Below are 21,853 nucleotides of genomic sequence, written 5' to 3' on the forward strand. Positions count from 1 at the left end.
CACCGGTCACCGGATAAACAGAACGACCCGAGATCAGCGATACCAGACGGACGTCTCGTAAGGACGCAGCTGCCAAACGCCGCCATCGATCGCCGGTCCATTAGCGTAGTTGCCGAGGACGCGTTCGAAGCCAGAGACGTCCGGGACCTCGGCGCCGGTCCACTCGCGTTCGTGGCCGTGGAAGTTCGCGACCATGATCAGCTCGTGGCCCTGCCAGCGGCGGCGGTAGGCGAACACGTCCGGGTCGTCCGTGGCGATCGGCTCGACGTCTCCGAACGCGATCACGTCCAGTTCCTTGCGCAGGGCGATGAGCTTCCGGTAGTAGTGGTAGATCGAATCCGGGTCGGCGAGCTCGGCGGCCGCGTTGATGCGGTCGTGGTTCGCGTTGACCGCCAGCCACGGCTCGGCCGTCGCGTCGGCCGGCTCGAACCCGGCGTACCTCGAATCGTCCCACTGCATCGGCGTGCGGGAGTTGTCGCGCGAATGCACCTGGATGATGCGCAGCGCGTCCGCGGCCTTGAGGCCCTTGCGCTGGAGGATCTCGTAGTGGTTGAGGCTCTCCACGTCGCGGAACTGCTCGATCGAGTCGTAGTCGGCGTTCGTCATGCCGAGCTCCTCGCCCTGGTAGACGTACGGCGTGCCGCGCAGGCAGTGCATCACCGTGGCGAGCATCTTCGCCGACTCCTTCCAGTAGCGGCCCTCGTCGCCGAAGCGCGAGACCACGCGCGGCTGGTCGTGGTTGCACCAGAACACGGCGTTCCACGCGTCGTGCGCGGCCATGTTGGTCTGCCAGTCGAAGACGATCCGCTTGAGCCTGCCGAAGTCCGGCGGGACCAGCACCCACTTCTCGTTGCCCATGAAGTCGACCTTGAGATGGTGGAAGCTGAAGACCATGCTCAGTTCGTGCGTGTCGGCGCCGGCGTAGCGGTAGCACTGCTCCATCGAGGTGGAGGACATCTCGCCGACGGTGATGATGCCCGGATCGGTGCCGAACGTCGCCTCGTTGAGCTCGCGCAGGTATTCGTGGACGCGCGGGCCGTCGGTGTAGAAGGCACGGCCGTCGCCGCCGTCCGGATCGTCTTCGAAGCCGGCCTTGCTGATCAGGTTGATGACGTCGAAGCGGAAGCCGCGCACGCCCTTGGACATCCAGAAGCGCACGATGTCCTGCACGGCGTGGCGCACGTCCGGGTTCTCCCAGTCGAGGTCGGCCTGCGTGGGGTCGAACAGGTGCAGGTACCACTCGTCGAACTCGGGCACGTACCGCCAGGCCGGGCCGCCGAACTTGCTCTCCCAGTTCGTCGGCGGGACTCCCGGCCCCTTGCCCTTGCGGAAGAAGAAGAACCGCTTGTAGTACGGGTCGCCGGCCATCGCCTTCCGGAACCACTCGTGCTCGGTGGACACGTGGTTGAAGACCATGTCGAACATGAGCCCGATGCCGCGTTTGCCGGCCTCGGCGATGAGCTCGTCGACGTCGTCCATCGTGCCGTACGCGGGATCGACGTCATAGTAGTCGGCGACGTCGTAGCCGTTGTCGTGCTGCGGGGAGACGAAGAACGGGGTCGACCAGATGTAGTCGGCGCCGAGGCCGGCGATGTAGTCGAGCTTGCCGATCACGCCCTTGAGGTCGCCCAGCCCGTCGCCGTTCGAGTCGGCGAACGACTTGGGATAGATCTGGTAGACGACGGCCTTGTGGAAGTCTGTGGTGAACGTCATGGCGGTGCCTTTCCTCGCGGTGGGTCAGTTCCAGGTGATGACGGGGGTCTCGCCGGCGGCGGCCGTCATGCCGGAGTGCATGGTCACGTCCTTGGCGTCGCCTGCGGCGGTGACGATGAGCATCGTCGTGGTCGGGTGTCCCGCGGCCTTGATTCTGGCCGGGTCGAAGGTGATCAGCGGGTCGCCGCGGCGGACCGTGTCGCCGGCCTTGACGTGCAGACGGAAGCCGTCGCCGCCCATCGAGACGGTGTCGATGCCGACGTGGATGAGCAGTTCGAGGCCGTTGTCGAGTTTGAGGCCGCAGGCGTGGCCGGTGTCGGCCATGACGACCGCCACGGTGGCGTCGGTCGGGGCGAGCACGGTGTCTGCGGCGGGCTCGAAGGCCACGCCGTCGCCCATGATCTTCTTCGAGAAGACCGCGTCGGGCACCTGGTCGAGCGGGATCACCGCGCCGTCGAGGATCGCGGTGGCCTTGCCGTCATCGACGAGGACGGTCTTGGTCTCGGTCTTGGACTCGGCCTCGACGGTGGTCTGCGGCTTGACGGCGATGGCGGTCGCGGTGCCGGCCGGGGCGGCGGTTCCGGCCTCGAGCGCGGTGGCCTGCTCCTTGCCGAGGCGGTCGATGGCGGTGAGCCTCCTGCGGCCCACGGCGACGGTCAGGACGAACGGCACGACCACGGCGGTGAGCATCGCGAGCAGGAAGATGCCCCAGAACTGCGGCTTGATGGACAGGATGCCCGGCAGGCCGCCGACGCCGATCGAGGTGGCCTCGACGCCGAGTCCGACGGAGATCATCGCGGCGGAGGCGGAGCCGATCATGCCGCAGATGAGCGGGAAGCGGTACTTGAGGTTCACGCCGAACAGGGCCGGCTCGGTGACGCCGAGGTAGCAGGAGATGAGGGCGGGGACGTTGACCTGCTGGGCGCGCTCGTTGCGCTTCTGCAGCACGGCCATGCCGACCACGGCGGAGCCCTGCGCGATGTTGGACAGCGCGATCATCGGCCACAGCGCGGTGCCGCCGTACTGGGTGACCAGCTGGGTGTCGATGGCGTTGGTCATGTGGTGCAGGCCGGTCATGACGACGGGCGCGTAGAGCAGGCCGAAGACGGCGGCGAACAGGACGCGGACGGGGGAGAAGAGGCCGGCGTAGACGGCGGAGGCGATCCAGTCGCCGATCTTCCAGCCGATCGGGCCGACGATGGTGTGTGCGATGACGACGGCGGGCAGCAGCGAGCACAGCGGCACGACGATCATGCTGACGACCTCGGGGCAGTGCTTGCGGAAGAAGCGCTCGAGGTAGACGAGCACGAACGCGGCCATCATCGCGGCGATGACCTGACCCTGGTAGCCTATCATCTGCACCTTCGCGAAGCCGAAGTCCCACACCGGGATGTCCTTGGCGGGCGTGGAGGCGACGGAGAAGCCGTTGAGCAGCTGCGGGGAGACGAGCGTCAGGCCCAGCACGATGCCGAGGATCTGCGTGGTGCCCATCTTGCGGGTGATGGACCAGCAGATGCCGACCGGGAGCATGTGGAACACGGCCTCGCCGATGAGCCACAGGAAGCTGTAGGTGCCGGTCCAGAACTGGGAGATGTCGGCGAGGGATTTGGTGCCGTTGGCGAGGTCGAAGGCGCCGGAGTCGGTGAAGAAGTTGATCTCGCCGATCACGTTGCGGAAGCCGAGGATCAGACCGCCGCAGATCAGGGCGGGGATGATCGGGGCGAAGATCTCGCCGAGCGTGCCCATGATCTTCTGCGCGACGTTCTGGTTGGACTTGGCGGCCGCCTTGGCCTCGTCCTTGCTCACGCCCTCGATGCCGGAGACGGCGGTGAAGTCCTTGTAGAACTCGGCCACGTCGTTGCCGATGATGACCTGGAACTGGCCGGCCTGGGTGAAGATGCCCTTGACCGAGGCGAGGTCCTCGATGGCCGGCTCGTCGGCCAGCTTCGGGTCGACGAGCACGAACCGCATGCGGGTCATGCAGTGCGTGACGGCTTTGATGTTGCCGGTGCCTCCCACCAGATCGAGCAGGCGCTTCGCGTCGCCCTCGTACTTGCCCATGGCGTCTCTCCTTCGATTCCTTGCCGGCCGGGCCGGCGGTGCTTCGTTGCGGTAGGGGTGGGCGCTTCCGTACGCCCGCTCCGTTAACTTGTTTGAACAAGTATAAGAAACTTGTTTAAACATGTCAACCGGCGTGTCGATGAGCGGGGTTGTGCGGCGAACATCGTCGGAGACGCGGCGCGGGCGGCTCCGATATCCGTGCGGGAGCGGAATCCGGGCATGGCGGGCGACGGCGCCGATGCGTCCGCGAGCCCATGCGGCTGGACTAGAATACGGGGGACGATACGGTGAGACGTTTGAACAAGTCGCCGGAACGATCAGGAGGAAGTCCGTGCCCAAGGCGAAATACGACGACATCTACCGCGACCTGAAGGAGCGGATCGAACGGGAGGAGTACGCCTACCAGTCGCTGCTGCCCAGCGAAAACGAGCTGTCCGCGCGCTACGCATGCTCGCGCAACACCGTGCGCCGCGCGATCGCCCAGCTCGTGACGGACGGCTACGTGCAGTCCATGCACGGCCGCGGCGTACGCACCATCTACCAGCCGGTCGAACAGGCCGCGTTCACGGTCGGCGGCATCGAATCGTTCAAGGAGTCGGCCGAGCGCAATCACCGGACCGCCTCGACCGAGGTCCTCGCGTTCGAGCACGTCGTGGCCGACGACAAGCTCGCCGCCCGCACCGGCTTCGAGCCGGGAACGCCGCTGACGTACATCCTGCGTCTGCGCTCGCTCGACGGCGAGCCGCTCATCCTCGACCACAACTACTTCCGCACCGACGTCGCGAAGGGACTGACGCCCGAGATCGCGCGCCGCTCGGTCTACGACTACCTCGAAGGCGAGCTGGGACTGGTCATCACCACCAGCAAGCGCACGATGACCGTCGAGAAGGTCGCCGCGCAGGACCGCAAGTACCTGGATCTCAAGGGCTACAACTGCCTCGCCGTCATCACCGGCCAGACCTACGACGACCGCGGCATCCAGTTCGAATGGACCCAGTCGCGCCACCGCCCCGACTACTTCCGCTTCCAGGACGTCGCCACCCGTAATCGCCCGGGTGTGTGAAAGCCGGTCCGCAACATTCGTGCGAAACGGAGGGGAGGGCGCCGATTAACGATGCGTGACCGTAGGCTTGGCCGAGCGGCCTGGAGCGTGTCGCGCATCGTTAATCGGCGCCCTCCCCGGACGCATACGGGAATCTATCGCTTCGTCGAGGAGACGCGGATGACGAGCTGCGGGGGCAGGGAGACGTGTGACGGGTGCCCCGGTCCGGATTCGATGAGCCGCAGCGCCTCGGAGACGATCTGCGCGTACGGCGGGCGCACCGACGTCATCGTCGGCAGTGCGGCCGAGGCGATGGCCGAATCGTTGTAGCCGACGACCTTGATGTCCTCCGGCACGCTCATGCCGAGCGCGTGCAGCGCCATCATCACGCCGAACGCGATCGTGTCGTCGGCGCAGACGATCGCATCAGGGTGGCCGCGCTCGCCGAACAGGCGGATCGTGCAGTCGAAGCCGCGGCGCACCGTGCGCTCGCCGAAGCGGTTCCACTCGCTGTCGGTCGTGAGTCCCGCGGCGCGCACCTGCGTGTGGAACATCGCGAACAGCTCGGCCGACTCGAACGAGACCTCCTTGCCGGCGAGATAGGCGACCGACCTGACGCCTTGGGTGGCGAGGTGGCGGATGATCGCCTCCATCGCGGTGTTCTCGTCGATGGAGACTATGCTGGTGCGGAAGGAGCGCTGGCGGCCGCCCACCTGCACGATCGGGATGTCGGCGGCGTACTTGTCGAACACGTCGGACAGGTCGGCGCCGGCGGAGGTGACGACGATGAGCCCGTCCACCTTGCGCGAGCACAGCGCGTCGATGCGGTCCCGCTGGGTGGATTCGGTGCCGCCGATGCCGAGCAGAAGCTGGCGGCTGTCGTTGTCGACGATCGGTTCCAGCTCGTCGAGGAGCCCGGCGCAGAAGTTGTCGGAGGCGGCGGGGATGACCAGTCCGATGGTGTTGGTCACGTCGCTGCGCAGCGCGCTGGCGGCGTAGTTGACGGAGTAGTTGAGTTCGGCGGCGGCCCTGCGCACGCGCTGCGCGATGTCGTCGTCCTTGGTCCGCCGGCCCGAGAGCACGCGGGACACCGTGGCGGTGGAGACGTTCGCCAGCGTTGCGACCTCCACGATGGAGGCTGGGGACTTCGATGCCCTGTTGGCCATGATGCTGCTCTTTCGTTATGTGATGTGGTCGTACGTGGTCGCGCGGGGCGCGAACGCGATGAACCGCCGAAATACGAATTCGCCGCCCGGCACAGCATAATAGCGCGCGGGCGGCGAATACGTTGGAATAGGGAAGGTCGAACGTCGCCATGCGCTTGCGACGCCCGAAGAATCAGCTAGAGCCTGATCACTCGGCCTTGGTCAGGGTCTCGACCAGGGAGTCGGCGACGGCCTCGGCGTTGTCGCCCTCGACGGTCAGGTTGACGGTGTCGCCCTGCTTGATGCCCAGGCCCATGATGGACAGGATGGAGCCGGCCGGAACGGCGTTGCCGCCCTCCTTGGCAATGGTGACCGTGCAGCCGGAGGCGGTGACGGCCTGAGCGAACTCGGCGGCCGGACGGGCGTGGATGCCGACGGGGTCGTTGATCACGGTGGAACGGGTTGCAGTTGCCATAGGAGCACTCCTTTATGTCTTGACTTACTTGCCGCACGTGTCCGTCAAACGACGACGTCCGCGCGCTGGAAGAAACTATAGCACATTTTTCCGCGACACGCAGAAATCGATTACCGGTGTTGCCGCAATCATTTTTCTGTGTATACTGTCACTGTCGGTAAATGGATTACACAGCGTGCACGGTGGGACCGTGCGGCCGCGGCGTGATCCGCGCGGAACGAACCGCGTCCCGCCGGCCAACAGTTCAAGACATAAAGGAGTGCTCGATTATGGTTATCACCGGAAGCGGAATCGGACGTGGAGTCGCGGTCGGCAAGGTCATTCGCATGGCGCCGCCGCTGGAGGAGCCCGCCGACGTCCGTCGTGACGCATCCATCAGCGCCGTCGTTGAGAACGAGCGCGTCACCAAGGCCCTGGCCACCGTCAACGCCGAGCTGAACCGCCGCGCCGAAGAGGCGAAGAACGGCGACGAGGGCGCCAAGCAGGCCGCCCCGATCCTCGAGGCCATCGCCATGTTCGCCTCCGATCCGTCGCTGGCCACCTCCATCCAGAACCTCGTCAACGGCGGCAAGACCGGTGAGCGCGCCGTGCTCGAGGGCTTCGCCCAGGTCGAGGAGATGTTCAAGATGATCGGTGGCTATCAGGCCGAGCGCGCCGCCGACCTGCACGACGTCGGCCAGCGCGTCATCGCCGAGCTGCGCGGCGTGCCCGCCCCGGGCGTGCCGGACTCCGATGAGCCGTTCGTGCTCGTCGCCGAGGATCTGTCCCCCGCCGACACCTCCAGCCTGGATCTCGACAAGACCCTCGCGATCGTCACCTCGCAGGGCGGCCCGACCTCCCACACCGCCATCCTGGCGCGTGCCCGCGGCATCGTCGCCGTCGTGTCCGCCGCCGGCGCCGAGGATCTCGAGACCGGCGAGACCGTGATCGTCAACGCCGCCAAGGGCGAGGTCGTCACCGAGCCGACCGACGAGCAGATCGAGGAGGCCGAGCACGCCAAGGCGAAGGCCGCCCGCGCCAAGGAGCTGCGCGGCCAGGCCGGCGGCACCAAGGACGGACACCACGTCCCGCTGCTCGCCAACCTGGGCAAGCCGGCCGACGGCAAGACCGCCATCGAGTACGGCGCGGAGGGCGTGGGCCTGTTCCGTTCCGAGTTCCTGTTCATCGGCAACTCCGAGCCGCCGAGCGTCGAGGAGCAGACCAAGGCGTACACCGAGCTGCTCGCCCAGTTCCCGGGCAAGAAGGTCGTTATCCGCATGCTCGACGCCGGCGCCGACAAGCCGCTGCCGTTCCTGACCCCGGAGGACGAACCGAACCCGGCCCTCGGCCTGCGTGGTCTGCGCACCCTGCGCGTGCACAAGGAGGTCCTCGAGGGCCAGCTCAAGGCCCTCGCCGCCGCCGACGCTCAGACCGACGCCGACCTGTGGGTCATGGCCCCGATGGTCGCCGACGAGCATGAGGCCGCCTACTTCGTCAAGCTCGGCAAGAGCTTCGGCCTGAAGAAGGTCGGCGTCATGGCCGAGGTCCCGTCCATCGCCGTGATGGCCGACAAGGTCGCGCAGGTGGCGGACTTCGTCTCCATCGGCACCAACGATCTGACCCAGTACACGATGGCCGCCGACCGTACGCTCGGTTCCGTCTCCAACTACCAGACCGCATGGCACCCGGCGGTGCTGCGCATGATCAAGCTCATCGCGGACGCCGGCAACAAGTACGGCATGCCGGTCGGCGTGTGCGGCGAGGCCGCGGCCGATCCGGATCTGGCCGTCATCCTCACCGGTATCGGCGTCAACTCGCTGTCGATGACCCCGGTGGCCCTCGACGACGTGCGCGCCGCGCTGGCCGAGGTCACCTTCGAGGAGGCCAAGGCCAAGGCCGAGGCCGCCCTGAACGGCGACTTCTACACCCCGGCCTGGGGCGACTGATCCCATCATCCAGACTTGACGCGGCGGGTCCGCCGGAACCCCCTTCGCCGGGGGATTCGCCACGTCTTCCATCCCGCGGCCCGGCGCCGCGCTCCGTACGCCTCGCGATACGGCGCGCCGAAGCCGCGATGAACCATCAGACGTGATTCGGTTTCCCCTTCGTCCGGATCACCCTTGTCGTCCGGCCCCGGCCGGCGGGAATGAGCACTCCCCGCCGCCCGGGGCCGGGCATTTTTCTATGTGCGCGACGATCTGGGACTGAATTTCGGCTTCGTGGACAAGGTGATCCATATGGAGTGGCTGGAGGCCGAGCCCGCCCGTCTGCTCGAGCTCAAGGAGGGCGATCCCGCCATCTGCATCGAGGACGACGCGTTCCTGACGAACGGCAAGCTGTTCAACGCGTCGAGGAACCTGTACCACAACAAGTACGCGAAGTTCTACGCGATGGCCTCGATGCGGTAGGTCATCGCCGGCTTTCCGGGAAAATCGTCCCGTATCGGTTGGGGCTCGGCTCGGGGCGTGCCCCTTCTCCGTCGTTGCCGGGGTGCGCGGCGGCGCAATGACGGGGCAACGCGGCACGCGATACACTGTGGTGTATGAAGATTTCCGCTGATTTCACCGTCGTTCCCGACGATTTCGCCAAGGCGGCCGCGCCCGAATACCGCGCGGGTGGCGTGCCCGTCATCTCCTTCCCCTTCTACATCGACGAGGTGGACCCGGAGACCCGGTACCTGCACTGGACGTTCACCGACCCCGATTCGATTCCGGTGTGCGGCTTCGAGTGGATCCACTGGACGGTCGCGAACCTGCCGATCGACGCGCTGATGTTCGACTTCAACGACTCGCACGCGCTGTCGATCCCGCCGGACTTCTCCCGCCAGATGCCGTCGATGATCCCCGAGGCGGTGCAGGGACGCAACTCCTCGGCCTCGAAGTTCCTCGGCCGCGACAACGATCCGGCGGTCATCATGCGCTACAACGGCCCGCAGCCGCCGGACAAGGACCACGACTACTACCTGCACGTGTGGGCCACGAAGGAGCCGCTGCCGGGCCTCAACCAGGGCTTCTGGATGAACGAGCTGCTGCACAAGCTGCGCGGGTGCGGCGAGCACCCCGATCAGGGCGGCATGTTCGTCACCGGCAGGGCCTGAGGCCCGATTCCGCGATCCCCGCGGCAGACTGCAATATCCAACCCAACGAAAGGACAACTAGGCAACCATGGCCTGCACCACGATTCTGGTCGGCAAGGACGCGAGCTACGACGGCTCGACCATCATCGCCCGCAACGAGGACTCCGCCAACGGCGAGTTCAACCCGAAGCAGTTCCTCGTCATCAAGCCCGAGGACCAGCCGCGCCGCTACAAGGCGGTCATCTCCCACGTCGAGATCGACCTGCCGGACGATCCGATGCAGTACACCTCCGTGCCGAACGCGGACCGCAAGGAGGGCATCTGGGGCGAGGCCGGCGTCAACGAGGCGAACGTCGCGATGAGCGCCACCGAGACCCTCACCACCAACGAGCGCGTGCTCGGCGCCGACCCGTTCGTCGAGCTGGTCCCGGCCAGGGGCGACGAGCCCGAGGTGCCCGGCGGCATCGGCGAGGAGGACTTCCTCACCATCGTCCTGCCGTACGTGAGGACCGCGCGCGAGGGCGTCGCCCGTCTCGGCGCGCTGCTCGAGGAGTACGGCACCTACGAGATGAACGGCGTCGCCTTCTCCGACGCGGACGAGATCTGGTGGCTCGAGACCGTCGGCGGCCATCACTGGATCGCCAAGCGCGTGCCGGACGAGGCCTACGTGACCATGCCGAACCAGCTCGGCATCGACGAGTTCGATCTGGACGACGCCCTGGGCGACCAGAACGATCACATGTGCTCCGAGGACCTCGCCGAGTTCATCGAGGAGAACCACCTCGACCTCGCCGTCGAGTCGACATCCCCGTTCAACCCGCGCGACGCGTTCGGCTCCCACTCCGACTCCGACCACGTGTACAACACCCCGCGCGCGTGGTGGATGCAGCGCTTCCTCAACCCGTACGACGAGGTGTGGGACGGCCCCGAGGCCGACCACGGCCCGGAGAACAACGACATCCCGTGGGCCCGCCAGCCCGAGCGCAAGGTGACCATCGAGGACATCAAGTACGTGCTCTCCGGCCACTACCAGGGCACCCCGTACGATCCGTACGGCAGGCTCGGCGACGAGCGCACGCGCCACATGTACCGTCCGATCGGCATCAACCGCCAGAGCCAGCTGGCCGTCATGCAGATCCGCCCGTACCGCCCGCAGGCCAACCGCGCGATCCAGTGGATGGCGTACGGCTCCAACCCGTTCAACACGCTCGTGCCGTTCTACCCGAACGTGAACGAGACGCCGGCCTACCTCGCCGACACCACCACGCGCGTGACGACCGAGAACTTCTACTGGGCCAACCGCGTGATCGCAGCCCTGTGCGACGGCGCGTTCGCCGACACCGCCAACGCGGTCGACCGCTACCAGCAGAAGACCGGCGCGATGGGCCATCGCCTCGTCGCCGCCACCGACGAGCAGGTCGCGCGACTGGGTCTGACCGACGCCGAGGTGGAGGCCGAGTCCGCCGCCGAGGCTGAGTTCGAGGCCGACAACGTGGATGGCGACGTGCAGCCGCTGGAGCCGGACGACATCATCGAGGCCGTGCGCAACGAGGAGGTCCGATCCATCCTCGCCGCCGCCAACCAGACGATGGCCGACCAGCTCAAGACCGAGACCGAGAAGCTGCTCGACTCCGTGCTGTACACGCGCTCGATGGCGATGAAGAACGGCTTCCACATGTCCGATTTCTGATCCGGTCATTTCCGCCGGGTCATGCGATGCCCCGGGTGCCGCGACTTCCACGGCATCCGTAGCATCGCGTTTACGTACGTCATATATACATCTACATCTGTGAGTGATTCGGCGGCCCATCCGGCCGCCGGGAACCAAGAAAGGCCTGAAATCCATGACCACCATCGCAGACTTCACCAGCCAGTACGGCCTGGTCGAGAAGATCGACGCGTTCGGCTACCTCGACTACCTCAAGAACAACCCGGATGCGCCGCGCAAGCACGGCAAGGTCATCCTCGTGACCGCCGACACCCCGCTCAAGGCGAGCCGCGGCGAGGGCAAGACCACCACCACCATCGCCCTGATCGACGCGCTCAACAAGCGCGGCATCGACGCGGCCGCCGTGCTGCGCCAGCCGTCCATGGGCATCACCGCCGCCGGTTCCAAGGGCGGTGCGTCCGGCGGCGGCAAGGCCTCCCTGACCCACCCGGAGCTCATCGACTGGGGTCTGTGCGGCGAGATGGCCGCCATCGCGGCCGCGCAGAACCTGCTCGTCTCCTTCGCCGAGAAGGCGATCGACGAGGGCAAGCTCGACGACGTGCTCGTGCCGCGCGTCTCCGAGGTGCCGAGCCGCTCCCTGCGCTCCATCGCCGTGGACTACGGCAAGGGCAACGTGGCCGAGCGCGTCGTGCTCACCCCGACCTCCGAGCTCATGCAGATCGTGTGCCTGTCCCGTTCGATGGACGAGATCGGCCAGCGCGTGTCCAGGATGATCGCCGGCACCAAGGACGGCAAGGCCGTCACCTTCGGCGAGTTCATCGACCTGTGGCGCATCACCGACATGCTCGCCACCGCGGTCCAGCCGGCCAAGACCGAGACCGTCAACGGTTCCCCGGTCTACGTGCACGGCGGCCCGTTCGCCAACGTGTCCATCGGCATCCCGACGCTCGTGTCCGTCGAGATGGCGTGCTCGCTGCACGACGTCGTCATCGTCGAGGCCGGCTACGGCACCGACGCCGGCGCCCAGAAGTGGCTCGACATCGCCTGCCGCGAGTTCGGCGCGCAGTGGCCGTCCGCCGCGATCGTCGTGACCCGCGCCTCCACCTGGCGCGACGATCCGGAGCTCGCGTGGCGCTACCCGTTCCACGTGGAACATCTCGAGCAGCTCGACATCCCGACCTTCCCGCTCATCAACCTGTGGGACGGCGAGGACGACCAGATCCCGTCCCTCAAGGAGACCGCCAAGAAGCTCGAGTTCCGCGATCCGATCATCGGCAACCTGTACCGCGACGGCGGCGAGGCGCTCGCCCCGCAGCTCGACGCGTTCGTCGACGTGCTCGAGAACGGCTCGATGCCGGCCCGCCCGCACAGCCACAAGGGCATGTCCGTCATCGAGAACGTGAAGTGGGTCGCCGAGCACTCCTACGGCGTGCCGGCCGAGCGCGTCCTGCTCAAGGACGGCTTCCTCGCCTCCCGCGACGAGGCCGTCAAGCTGTGCGAGTCCGCCGGCTTCTCGCTGGCCGATCTCGCGCTGGTCGCGGTCAAGTCCCCGGCGACGATGACCGACAACGACCGCGCCCCGGAGGGCGAGCGCACCGTGACCCTGAAGAAGGTCGAGGTCCACGCCGGCGCCGGACTGGTCCACGTCAACCTGACCACCTCCCTGACCACCCCGATGCCGAAGATCGTCTGACGAAGAGCCCAGTGGGCTCTTCGTAGCAGTGAGCAGCGATAGCGTCGCGAACGTCGCAGGACAATATGGGAAACCCCGCGCTCGATGCGCGGGGTTTCCCATATTCATCACCTGATCGGCAACTAGAAGTTGCCTCCATTCCAGCCCCAGTCGGTGGTGGCGGTGTAGCGGATGTAGGTGCGCTCCTCGGGGATGCCCAGCGTGGAGTTGAGCGCGGCCATGATCTGCTCGGTGAGCTTCTCCCATGCGGAGCCCGGCACGGAACGGCCGAACACGTTCACCTCGACGTAGGCGGCCGGCTGGTCGTCGGAGCCGCCGAAGTAGATCGGCATCTCGTCCTCGAACGGGCACATCAGCCAGCCCTCGGACTTGCCCGGCACGGCGGTGATGGCCTTGCCGTACGCGGTCTTCAGGGCCTCGCGCTGCTCGGGCGTGGTCTTGACGGAGACATGGGTGTGAATGACGGGCATGATTCCTCCTTGACGGAAAATGCGGTACGACGTACGGCACCCAGTCTAGTTCCGCGAGACGGACCGGGGGAGTCGGACGGAATCATTCGGGAAGGATTGGGGGAGGGTGCAGGGAACGACCAGCCGGCGGTCAGGCGTCTGGTGTTGAATTACCCTCTGTGAGAAAACTGATCGCGCAGCTTATGAAATTCGGCATCGTCGGTGTCGTCGCCTTCGTCATCGACTGGGGCATCCTGAACATCCTGGTCGGTGTGTTCCACATGCACAACGTGCTGGCCGCCACCATCTCCTTCATCATCTCCCTGATCTTCAACTACCTCGCGAGCATGAAGTTCGTGTTCAAGCACCGTTCGGACATGGCTCGCTGGATGGAGATCCTCATCTTCGTGGTGGGCGCCGTGATCGGTCTGTTCATGAACGACGCGATCATCTGGATCTCCACCTACGGCATGAACCACGACGCGTTCAACACGCAGCACGCGGAGTACCTGCTGCGTACGAACATCGGCAAGCTGATCGCCACCGCCGTCGTGATGGTCTGGAACTTCCTCATCCGCAAGTGGCTGCTCGACGACACCCACACCAACGCGATGAACCGTCTCAAGTCGGCCGAGAACAGGCTCACGGCCGAGCAGCTCGAGGCCAAGTGGGAGAACAGCTTCTCCCACAAGCTCGGCGTGTGGTCGCTCGAGCACACCCCCAAGGGCTGGCCGAAGTAGCATCCCCGTTTCGGTCCCCTCCGCTTCCTTGACGCCCACCTCCTCGGCGCGATTTCCTTGCGCTGAGGAGGTGTTTTGCGCAAAAGTTCCGCGCCGAAACGGATTCCGCGCGAATCCTTTGTGCAAAAGAGCGGTTTTGCGCAAAGGAATCGCGCCGAGGAACCGGGCGGGCTAGACCGCCACCTCCGTGAGGGTGGGCTGCTCGGTGGAGGACTTGATCTGCCTCAAACCGATCAGCGCGATCGCCAGTGAGGTCAGTGCCAGCGCGGTCACGACGAGGAAGCCGCCGTGCGAGCCCATCCGGTCGATGAACTGGCCCGCGATCGCTGATCCGGCCGACGAGCCGATCGAGTTCATCGCGCCCATCCATGCCATGCCCTCGGTCAGGCGCGACGGCGGCACGAGGTGCAGCATCAGCTGGTTGCCGTTGATCCACGTGGGCGCCTGGCACACGCCGATCACCAGGTAGATGATCATGATCACCCACAGGTGCTTGGCGAACAGGAACGACCCGATGCCGAGGTTCACCACCGCCAGACAGAAGTAGAAGCGCTTCCACAGCGGAATCGTCCAGTTCTTCGCGCCGTAGACGAGCGCGCCGATGAGCGAGCTGAACGAGAAGCACGCGAACACGAAGCCGGTGTACTGCTTCATGTTCGCCTCGGTCGCGAATGCGATGATCGAGATGCCCGCGGCCGACTGGAACGCGCCCAGACCGAACCACGTCACGCACACGGCGATCAGGCCCGGACCCCAGATCGACGCCTTCTTGCCCGATCGGGCGTCGGCCACCGCGCGTTCGATCTCGCGCGTGACGACCGCCTCGTCCGTCACGCCCTCGCTCCGCAGCCGACGGCGCGTCTCCTCGGCCGCGGTCTCCGCCTTGAGCGCCTCGGCCTTCGCGGCCTCGCGCTCTCGGTACTCCCGGCGCGTGATGCCGTCGGCGCGCGCCAGATCGGTCTGCGACGGCGGCTCGGTCGTCAGCTCCGTGAGGAACATCAGCGCGCCGACCACCACGCACACGCCGGTGAACGAGAACGCGAGCAGACCCGAGATCACGGCGAGCGTCGAGGCCAGGGGGTTGCCAACCACCCACATGCACTCGTCGAGCACGCCGCACAGGCTCAGCGCACGGTTCGTGCGCTCGCGGTCGCCCTTGAGCAGACGGGTCCAGCGGGCGCGGCTCATCGCGCCCCACGGCGGGATCGCGGCGAGGAACGGCGTCAGGCAGTACAGCACCCATTCGGGCGCGCGGTTCGTGATCGACGTGGTCAGCGCGATCGCGGCGACGATCCATACGATGATCGTCGGGATCGAGACCTGACGCTGGCCGAACTTGTCGGTGAGCTTGCCGAGCAGCGGCGTGGTGACGGCCAGCGCGATCGCCTGGATGGCGGTGAGCAGTCCGGCCAGCGAGTAGTTGCCGTAGTAGTGCTGCACGGAGATCGTGATGGTCATGCCCACCATCGGGAACGGCATGCAGGCGATGACTCCGCCGATCGAGTAGCGGGCGGTGTGCGGGATGCGCAGCAGCTCCGCGTAGCCGCCGAACACCTTGCCGCCGACGTCCCTGATGGCGGCGGCCACCCCCGTACGGTTCGTGTTCGTGTTGTTGCGTTCGGACATGACAGCACCTGCTCCTTTCCGCTCCCGATTGGATGTCCCTCGTCGTCCTTGGCGTTGGGCGACGAAGCCCTCATCGAATGATGTGTTGTCCTTCTTGGTCGCGCAAAGGGTGCGTCGCACGATTGCGTCGGCCGCAACTCTACGCGAGAGCGTTCGACGACACGCGGTAGATTGGACGGAGTATCCGAGACCATAAGGAGGGCCGGCGATGACTGCCACCACCATCCATTTCGTCCGTCACGGCAAGGTGTACAACCCCGACCATCTGCTCTACGAGCGCCTGCCCGACTTCCACCTGTCCGACGTGGGCCGGCGCATGGCCGAGGCCACGGCCGAGTACATCGCCTCGAGTCCGCAGATGAACACGGTATCGGCGGTCTACTCCTCGCCGCTCGACCGCACGCGCGAGACCGCCGGCGCGATCCTCGACGCGCTGAACCCGGTGCGCGAGGAGCGCGGCGAGGCGCCGCTCGAGCTCGTCACCGACGAACGCGTCATCGAGGCCGGCAACGAGTTCAGGGGCAAGCGCATCGGCCACGGCGAGGGCGCGCTGTGGAAGAACGGCAACTGGAGGCTCGTGCGCAACCTGTGGAAGCCCAGCTGGGGCGAGTCGTACGCGCACATCGCCGAGCGCGTCGGCGCGTTCGCACGCGAGAAGATCCGGCAGCACGCCGGCGAGCAGATCATCGTCGTGAGCCACGAGTCGCCGATCTGGTCGTTCCGCCACCTGCTCGAGACCGGTCACGCCGAGCATTGGATGTTCCTGCGCCATACGGCGCTCGCCTCCATCACGTCGATCACGTTCGACAGCGACACCGGCCGTGTGATGTCCATCACGTATGTCGATCCCGCCGCCGGCATCGAGTGAGCGCCCACTAGAATCGGGTGGTGATACGACGCAAAGGAGCTGTGGAATGACCTTCGAACTGAACGATGACGACGTGGCGCGCGTGGCCGCGCTGCCGGCGGTGCGCGAGGCCGCCGAGTCGGGCGCGCGGCTGATCGCACTGTGGCCGCTGACCGAGGCCATGAGGATGGACAACGACGCGAAGTATGCGGAGAACCTGCAGGTGCGCGTCACCCGCGCGTTCGCGCGTGTCATCACCGGTGAGGACGTCACGGTCCCCGACGCCGAGTTCGTCTACGAGGGCGCCGACACGATCCCGGGCCGTCCGCAGTCGATCGTCGATGCGCTGCTCGCCGCCAACGACGCCTACGACACGATGGCCGGGTACGCCGAGTCCGGCGACGCCTCGCTGGTGGACGAGGCCGCCGAATCGTTGGGCTCCGACTGGTCCGATGCCGCGTCCGTGGCCGTGCACGAGACGCTGGATGCCGTCGAGGCCGCCGTGGACGCCGGCGCGTTCGACGCGGGGGAGTACGTGGTGCCGTCCGGCGACGGGGCGAACGAGGTCGATGGCGCGGACCCGGCCGACGACGATTTCCGGCCGTCCGACGCGCTGGTCGAGGCGACGGCCCGCCGGTTCGCCGTGGCGTTGACGGTGTGCGACGCGCTGATCGGCGCGGTGTCGTCGGGTGCCGACGAGGCCGCCGTACGCGCGGTGCTGCCGGTGCTGCTGGCGGTCAACGAACTGCGCGAGCAGATCGCGGTGCCGCGCATCTGCCTGACCGACGACCGGATCCGCGGGCTGCTCGACGTGCGCGCGAAGGCCGCGGATCCGGCCGGCGCGTCCGAGGGGACGACCATCGACGCCGTCGCGGACTACATCGCCCCGCTCGCGGCGGCCGAATGGGCCAAGCACCGCGAGGACGTGCTGTGGGATCCGGCCGCGGCCAAGAAGAAGGCCAAGGAGGAGGACGAGAAGCGCAACAAGGAGGCCTTGGCCGCCAAGTTCGCGCACATCAAGGACGATCCGGGCAAGGAAACCGTCGAACTGTAGGCAGAGTCCGATTCCGTCGACGGCTCTCCCATGGAGGGGAGCCGTCGACGCCTTTATCGCACGTCGACGACGGAGCCGCGGTCGATGAGGTTCGGGTCGACGAGCGTGTGGCGGGTCGCGGCGTCCGGGTTCTGGATGCGGTAGAGCAGCGTGCTGAGTGCGACCTCGGCGAGGTCCTTGTCGGAGGAGCGCAGCACCGTGAGCGGGCGGGAGCTCGGCGTCGCGAAGCCGTCGATCGAGATCATCGACAGGTCCTCCGGCACGCGGTGCCCGCGGCGTTCGAGCGCCTGCGCGATGGCGATCGCCAGATAGTCGGAGTGGACGAGCATCGCCGTGACCCCGGACATGATGATCTTGTCGACGATCGCGTTGACGCCCTTCGTGTCATACGGCTGGATGCCGTCGAAGATGAACGGGCAGGAGAAGGCGTCGGTCGAGTCGACGACGTCGCGCCATCCCTCCTGGATCATCGAGGAGGTCGGCGAATCGTTGAACGCGGCGCCGATGAGCTTGTGGCCGTGCTTGATGAAGTGCGCGGCGGCCTTGCGTACGCCGTACGGATGATTGGTGCGCACGGAGTCGACGAAGCATTCGCCGAGCATCGGCAGATCGCGTTCGATGACGACGACGGGCGTATCGGACCGTTCGATCCATCTCCACGCCTTGCGGCCGTACGCCGGGTGTGAGCTGGGCGCGGCGATGACGCCGCAGACGGTCGGATCGGAGGCGAGGTCGTCGAGGATCTCGTCCTCGTGCGCGTCGATGTCGTACGCGGTCTCGCGCGTGACGATGCGCAGGCCGAGACGCGAGGCGTACGTGCGCATGTGCTCGATGACCCCCGGCCAGAAGAAGCTCGGCTCGGGCAGCATCACGCCGATCGCCGGCTGGTCGAGGCCGAGCTCGACGGTGCGGGTGGCCGGCTTGATGGCGATGGCGCCGGCCGGGGTGCGCTCGGAGAACGACGTGTTGGCGATGGCGGGCACCGCGGCGCCCTTCTCGGCCGCGTCGCCGACGGACATCGCGCCGCCGCGCACGCGCTTGATGAGACCGGCGTTGCTCAGCGCGGTCAGATCGCGGCGCACGGTGATCTCCGTGGTGTTGAGCAGCGTGGCGAGCTCGGCCACGGTGGCCACGCTCTGGCGCGTGAGCAGGTTGAGGATCATGTTCTGCCGTTCGGCCGGCAGGTAGTCGCGCTTGCCGTCGTTGGTCTGCGCGTTGGTGCCGGTGCCGGTTCCGGTCGTGTCGGGCGTCGTCGCGCCCGGTGCCGCGTTCGTCATATCCGCCATGGTTACTGTCTTTCACTTCCTTGCCAGTGATCACGGCCGTGCGCATCGCAGTGCGCATTTGTGATCATTACTGCTCTTATTGTAGGGACACCCTGCGAAAACCGTGTGAAAACGGCACTTTGCGTCGCCGTTCCGACGGCGACACGCTGAACATGCTTGATTGGACTTGATTAAAACTGATTGAAAGTGCTATAGTGTGAATCGTTCACGGGAACGGCACGGAGACGTACCGGGGCCCGTAAGGATGTACAGGCACACACACCTAAGGACAGCAATGAGCAAGTACAGCAACGAATTCTGGACCGTCACCTCCGGCGATCTCACGCAGCGCCGCGAGACCCTGGCCGCCCCCGAGGTCGTCTCCGATCCGGGCGATGCCGCCAAGATCGTCGTCGATCTGGCCGACCGCAAGCAGCCGTGGCTGGGCGCCGGCGCCGCCATCACCGACGCGGCCGCCTCCCTGATCTGGAACTCGATGGACGCCGAGCAGCGCCACGAGTTCCTCGACGACTGCTTCAACCCGGACAAGGGCGGCTTCTCCGTCATCCGCATCCCGCTGGGCTCCTGCGAGCCGGCCGCGCAGCCGTACTACACCTATGACGATCTGCCCTTCGGCGAGCACGACAACCTGCTCACCAAGTTCTCCCTCGGCACCGGCGAGCCGGGCGCCCCGGACGCGACCAAGGACTTCAAGCACATCATCCCGGTGCTGCTCGAGATCCTGAAGATCAACCCGTCCATCAAGATCATCGCCTCCCCGTGGTCCGCCCCGGCGTGGATGAAGAACACGGGCCACCTGTGCCAGGGCGGCCACCTGCGCTTCAACGAGTGGACCGGCAACGGCTTCGACCCGATGCACGACTCCTTCGAGGGCACCTACGCCCGCTACTTCGTCAAGTACGTCCAGGAGATGGAGAAGATCGGCATCCCGATCTGGGGCGTCACCGTCCAGAACGAGCCGTCCAACGCCCCGAAGTGGCCGGCCATGATGTGGACCCTCAAGCAGCAGGCCGAGTTCGCCGCCAACTTCCTGCGCCCGGCGTTCAACGACACCTACCCGGAGATGCGCATCTTCATCAACGACGACTCCATGCACAACCTGCAGTGGAAGGTCCGCGACATCGTCACCCCGGACGAGGCCGCCGCCGTCGATGGTCTGACCTTCCACACCTACGAGGGCCCGTACACCAACGTCTTCAACGCCAACCGCTCCTACAGCCACTGGATGTTCGGCATGACCGAGCGCCGCTGCATGATCGAGGAGACCCCGGAGGACGCCGCCCACATCATGTCCGGCATCATCGGCAACTGGCTGGTGCGCACCGGCGAGTCCTTCATCGCCCTGTGGAACCTCGCGCTCGACGAGCGCGGCCTGCCGAACCAGGTCGGCGCCACCGGCCGCCGCGGCGTCGTGACCATCCAGCACGAGACCGGCGAGGTCATCCGCAACCTCGAGTACTTCATGCTGCGCGCCTTCGGCCAGGACGTCGAGCCCGGCTCCGTGGTCGTCCGCTCCTCCAACTACACCCCCGACGGCTGGTCCGGCGGTCTGGGCTCCGTGGCCTTCCTCGCCCCGAACGGCGACGTGGCCGCCCACATCTACAACCCGACCGGCAAGCCCTTGGAGGCCGCCTTCACCATCAACGGCGAGGGCGCCCACTGGCAGAAGGTCACCGTCCCGGCCTGGGGCACCGTGACCGTCCACAAGGGCAACGGCCCGCTCAACGAGTCCACCGTTCCGGAGGACGGCAAGTTCGAGCTCAACCCGGCGCCGACCCACCTGCTCGGCGACGTGGCTCCGGGCAAGGTCCGCGTCTGGGGCGTCGACGAGTGATCCTCGCCTGAGCGTCGTCTGACGCTCTCCCCTCCCTGTTCTTTCTGATATGTTTGCGCGCACAAGGGCGGCTCCCGTTCGGGAGTCGCCCTTGTGTTTGATGATTGACGATGCCGCCGTACGAATCCAAGGCAAGGAGCCGCCATGCTGGCCGTCGCGAAGATACTGACCATCGTCCTCGTCGGATACGCGTTGAAGCGCGTGGGACTGTTCGGCGCGGGGGAGCACAAGGTCCTGCAGAAGGTGGTGCTCAACATCACCCTGCCCGCCGCCATCGTCTCGTCGTTCGCCACCGGACGGCACGATCTGGGCCTGCTGTGGATCTCCGTGTTCGCCTTCGCGTGCGCGACGATCCCGCTGGTCACGATGTTCGTCGTCTCGCGGCGCATGCCGGTCGCCCAACGCGCGTTCCTCATGCTCAACGGCGCCGGCTTCAACGTCGGCAACTTCACGCTGCCGATCCTGACGACCTTCATCGGCCCGGCCGCGGCGCTGCCGGCCATCATGTTCGACGTCGGCAACTCCATCATGATGTCCGCCGGCAACTACGTGACCACCGCCGCGCTGCTCCACATCGACTCGTCGCGCCCGCTCGCCTCGCAGATCGGCCCCGATCCGTCCGTGACGGTCGTGCCGCACGACGCACCGCCCACCGACCGCGACGCGCGCCGGCTGGCGCGGCGTGCGTTCGCGCGCACCATCGCACGCAACTTCCTCACGTCCGTGCCGTTCGACGTCTACATGGTCATGACGATCCTCATGGTCGCCGGCGTCAAGCCGCCGATGCCGGTCGCCGACTTCCTTTCGCCGATCGCCGATGGCAACACCGTCGTCTCGATGCTGATGATCGGCATGATGATGGATCTGCCCGGCTCGCGCCGCGACGTGACGGACGCGCTGCTGATCGTCGCCTGCCGATTCGCCTTCGGTCTGCTGTTCGCCTTCGCCGCATGGCATCTGCTGCCGTTCGACGCCATGACCCGCAAGGCCGTCGTGTTCATCTGCTTCGCGCCCGCCGGCATCTTCTCGGCGATCTTCACCGACAAGGTCCTCGGCAACGCGAGGCTCTCCGGCTTCTGCCTGACCGTGATGGGCTTCGGCGGCGTGGCCGCGATGGCCGTCGCCAACGCCCTGCTGTAGCGGTGGTCGCAGTGGTGCCGCAGC

The 21,853-nt window shown here is 66.6% G+C and carries 18 protein-coding genes; 11 read left to right on the forward strand and 7 right to left on the reverse strand.

Annotated elements, in window-relative coordinates:
- Positions 1–33: 33 nt before the first annotated feature.
- Complete coding sequence (gene treC, locus JS528_RS10425) at positions 34–1,713, reverse strand: alpha,alpha-phosphotrehalase (protein ID WP_214358979.1); 1,680 nt, start codon at positions 1,711–1,713, stop codon at positions 34–36.
- A 24-nt stretch (positions 1,714–1,737) separates the two neighbouring features.
- Positions 1,738–3,774 (reverse strand): PTS system trehalose-specific EIIBC component, encoded by a 2,037-nt coding sequence (treP, locus tag JS528_RS10430; protein ID WP_214358980.1) that lies wholly within the window; start codon positions 3,772–3,774, stop codon positions 1,738–1,740.
- A gap of 331 nt (positions 3,775–4,105) precedes the next feature.
- Here treP and treR point away from each other — a divergent pair, with 331 nt between their 5' ends.
- Positions 4,106–4,837 carry a trehalose operon repressor gene (gene treR, locus JS528_RS10435; RefSeq protein WP_214358981.1) on the forward strand — a complete coding sequence of 244 codons (732 nt, stop codon included), beginning with the start codon at positions 4,106–4,108 and terminating at the stop codon, positions 4,835–4,837.
- Between the two features lie 134 nt (positions 4,838–4,971).
- On the opposite strand, the gene JS528_RS10440 is transcribed toward treR, so the two are convergent.
- Together JS528_RS10440 and JS528_RS10445 are read right to left on the reverse strand one after the other, a co-directional pair.
- A complete protein-coding gene (locus tag JS528_RS10440) occupies positions 4,972–5,982 on the reverse strand; it encodes a LacI family DNA-binding transcriptional regulator (RefSeq protein ID WP_214358982.1) in 1,011 nt (336 codons plus the stop codon).
- Between the two features lie 187 nt (positions 5,983–6,169).
- Entirely contained in the window at positions 6,170–6,436 is a 267-nt protein-coding gene (locus JS528_RS10445; protein WP_214358983.1) for an HPr family phosphocarrier protein, read from the reverse strand.
- Between the two features lie 269 nt (positions 6,437–6,705).
- On the opposite strand from JS528_RS10445, the gene ptsP reads away from it, so the two are divergent.
- From ptsP to JS528_RS10470, 5 genes are all read left to right on the forward strand, one after another.
- Positions 6,706–8,361 carry a phosphoenolpyruvate--protein phosphotransferase gene (gene ptsP / locus JS528_RS10450; RefSeq protein WP_214358984.1) on the forward strand — a complete coding sequence of 552 codons (1,656 nt, stop codon included), beginning with the start codon at positions 6,706–6,708 and terminating at the stop codon, positions 8,359–8,361.
- A 240-nt stretch (positions 8,362–8,601) separates the two neighbouring features.
- Positions 8,602–8,823 carry a UTRA domain-containing protein gene (locus tag JS528_RS10455; RefSeq protein ID WP_214358985.1) on the forward strand — a complete coding sequence of 74 codons (222 nt, stop codon included), beginning with the start codon at positions 8,602–8,604 and terminating at the stop codon, positions 8,821–8,823.
- Positions 8,824–8,957: 134 nt separating this feature from the next.
- Positions 8,958–9,512, forward strand: a complete 555-nt coding sequence (locus tag JS528_RS10460) for a YbhB/YbcL family Raf kinase inhibitor-like protein (RefSeq protein WP_214358986.1) — start codon at positions 8,958–8,960, stop codon at positions 9,510–9,512.
- A 67-nt stretch (positions 9,513–9,579) separates the two neighbouring features.
- The gene (locus JS528_RS10465) at positions 9,580–11,181 is read left to right on the forward strand and encodes a C69 family dipeptidase (protein WP_214358987.1); all 1,602 of its coding nucleotides are present in this window, start codon (positions 9,580–9,582) and stop codon (positions 11,179–11,181) included.
- A 154-nt stretch (positions 11,182–11,335) separates the two neighbouring features.
- Positions 11,336–12,853, forward strand: a complete 1,518-nt coding sequence (locus tag JS528_RS10470; RefSeq protein ID WP_214358988.1) for a formate--tetrahydrofolate ligase — start codon at positions 11,336–11,338, stop codon at positions 12,851–12,853.
- Positions 12,854–12,975: 122 nt separating this feature from the next.
- On the opposite strand, the gene JS528_RS10475 is transcribed toward JS528_RS10470, so the two are convergent.
- Positions 12,976–13,323, reverse strand: a complete 348-nt coding sequence (locus JS528_RS10475) for a phenylpyruvate tautomerase MIF-related protein (protein ID WP_214358989.1) — start codon at positions 13,321–13,323, stop codon at positions 12,976–12,978.
- Positions 13,324–13,505: 182 nt separating this feature from the next.
- Here JS528_RS10475 and JS528_RS10480 point away from each other — a divergent pair, with 182 nt between their 5' ends.
- Positions 13,506–14,042 carry a GtrA family protein gene (locus JS528_RS10480; protein WP_214358990.1) on the forward strand — a complete coding sequence of 179 codons (537 nt, stop codon included), beginning with the start codon at positions 13,506–13,508 and terminating at the stop codon, positions 14,040–14,042.
- 171 nt (positions 14,043–14,213) lie between these two features.
- Here JS528_RS10480 and JS528_RS10485 read toward each other — a convergent pair whose 3' ends face one another.
- Positions 14,214–15,668, reverse strand: a complete 1,455-nt coding sequence (locus tag JS528_RS10485; protein ID WP_214358991.1) for an MFS transporter — start codon at positions 15,666–15,668, stop codon at positions 14,214–14,216.
- Between the two features lie 208 nt (positions 15,669–15,876).
- On the opposite strand from JS528_RS10485, the gene JS528_RS10490 reads away from it, so the two are divergent.
- Together JS528_RS10490 and JS528_RS10495 are read left to right on the forward strand one after the other, a co-directional pair.
- On the forward strand, positions 15,877–16,536 hold the full coding sequence (locus JS528_RS10490) for a histidine phosphatase family protein (protein ID WP_214358992.1): 660 nt from the start codon (positions 15,877–15,879) through the stop codon (positions 16,534–16,536).
- A gap of 46 nt (positions 16,537–16,582) precedes the next feature.
- Complete coding sequence (locus JS528_RS10495) at positions 16,583–17,569, forward strand: hypothetical protein (protein WP_214358993.1); 987 nt, start codon at positions 16,583–16,585, stop codon at positions 17,567–17,569.
- Between the two features lie 53 nt (positions 17,570–17,622).
- Here the strand turns inward: JS528_RS10495 and JS528_RS10500 are convergent, their stop codons facing one another.
- A complete protein-coding gene (locus tag JS528_RS10500) occupies positions 17,623–18,846 on the reverse strand; it encodes a substrate-binding domain-containing protein (protein ID WP_214358994.1) in 1,224 nt (407 codons plus the stop codon).
- A gap of 283 nt (positions 18,847–19,129) precedes the next feature.
- Here JS528_RS10500 and JS528_RS10505 point away from each other — a divergent pair, with 283 nt between their 5' ends.
- Positions 19,130–20,689, forward strand: a complete 1,560-nt coding sequence (locus JS528_RS10505; RefSeq protein WP_214358995.1) for a glycoside hydrolase family 30 protein — start codon at positions 19,130–19,132, stop codon at positions 20,687–20,689.
- A gap of 144 nt (positions 20,690–20,833) precedes the next feature.
- Positions 20,834–21,829, forward strand: a complete 996-nt coding sequence (locus JS528_RS10510; RefSeq protein ID WP_214358996.1) for an AEC family transporter — start codon at positions 20,834–20,836, stop codon at positions 21,827–21,829.
- The last annotated feature ends 24 nt before the right edge of the window (positions 21,830–21,853 follow it).

This window comes from Bifidobacterium santillanense (genome assembly GCF_018555385.1).
GTDB classification, from domain to species: Bacteria; Actinomycetota; Actinomycetes; order Actinomycetales; family Bifidobacteriaceae; genus Bifidobacterium; species Bifidobacterium santillanense.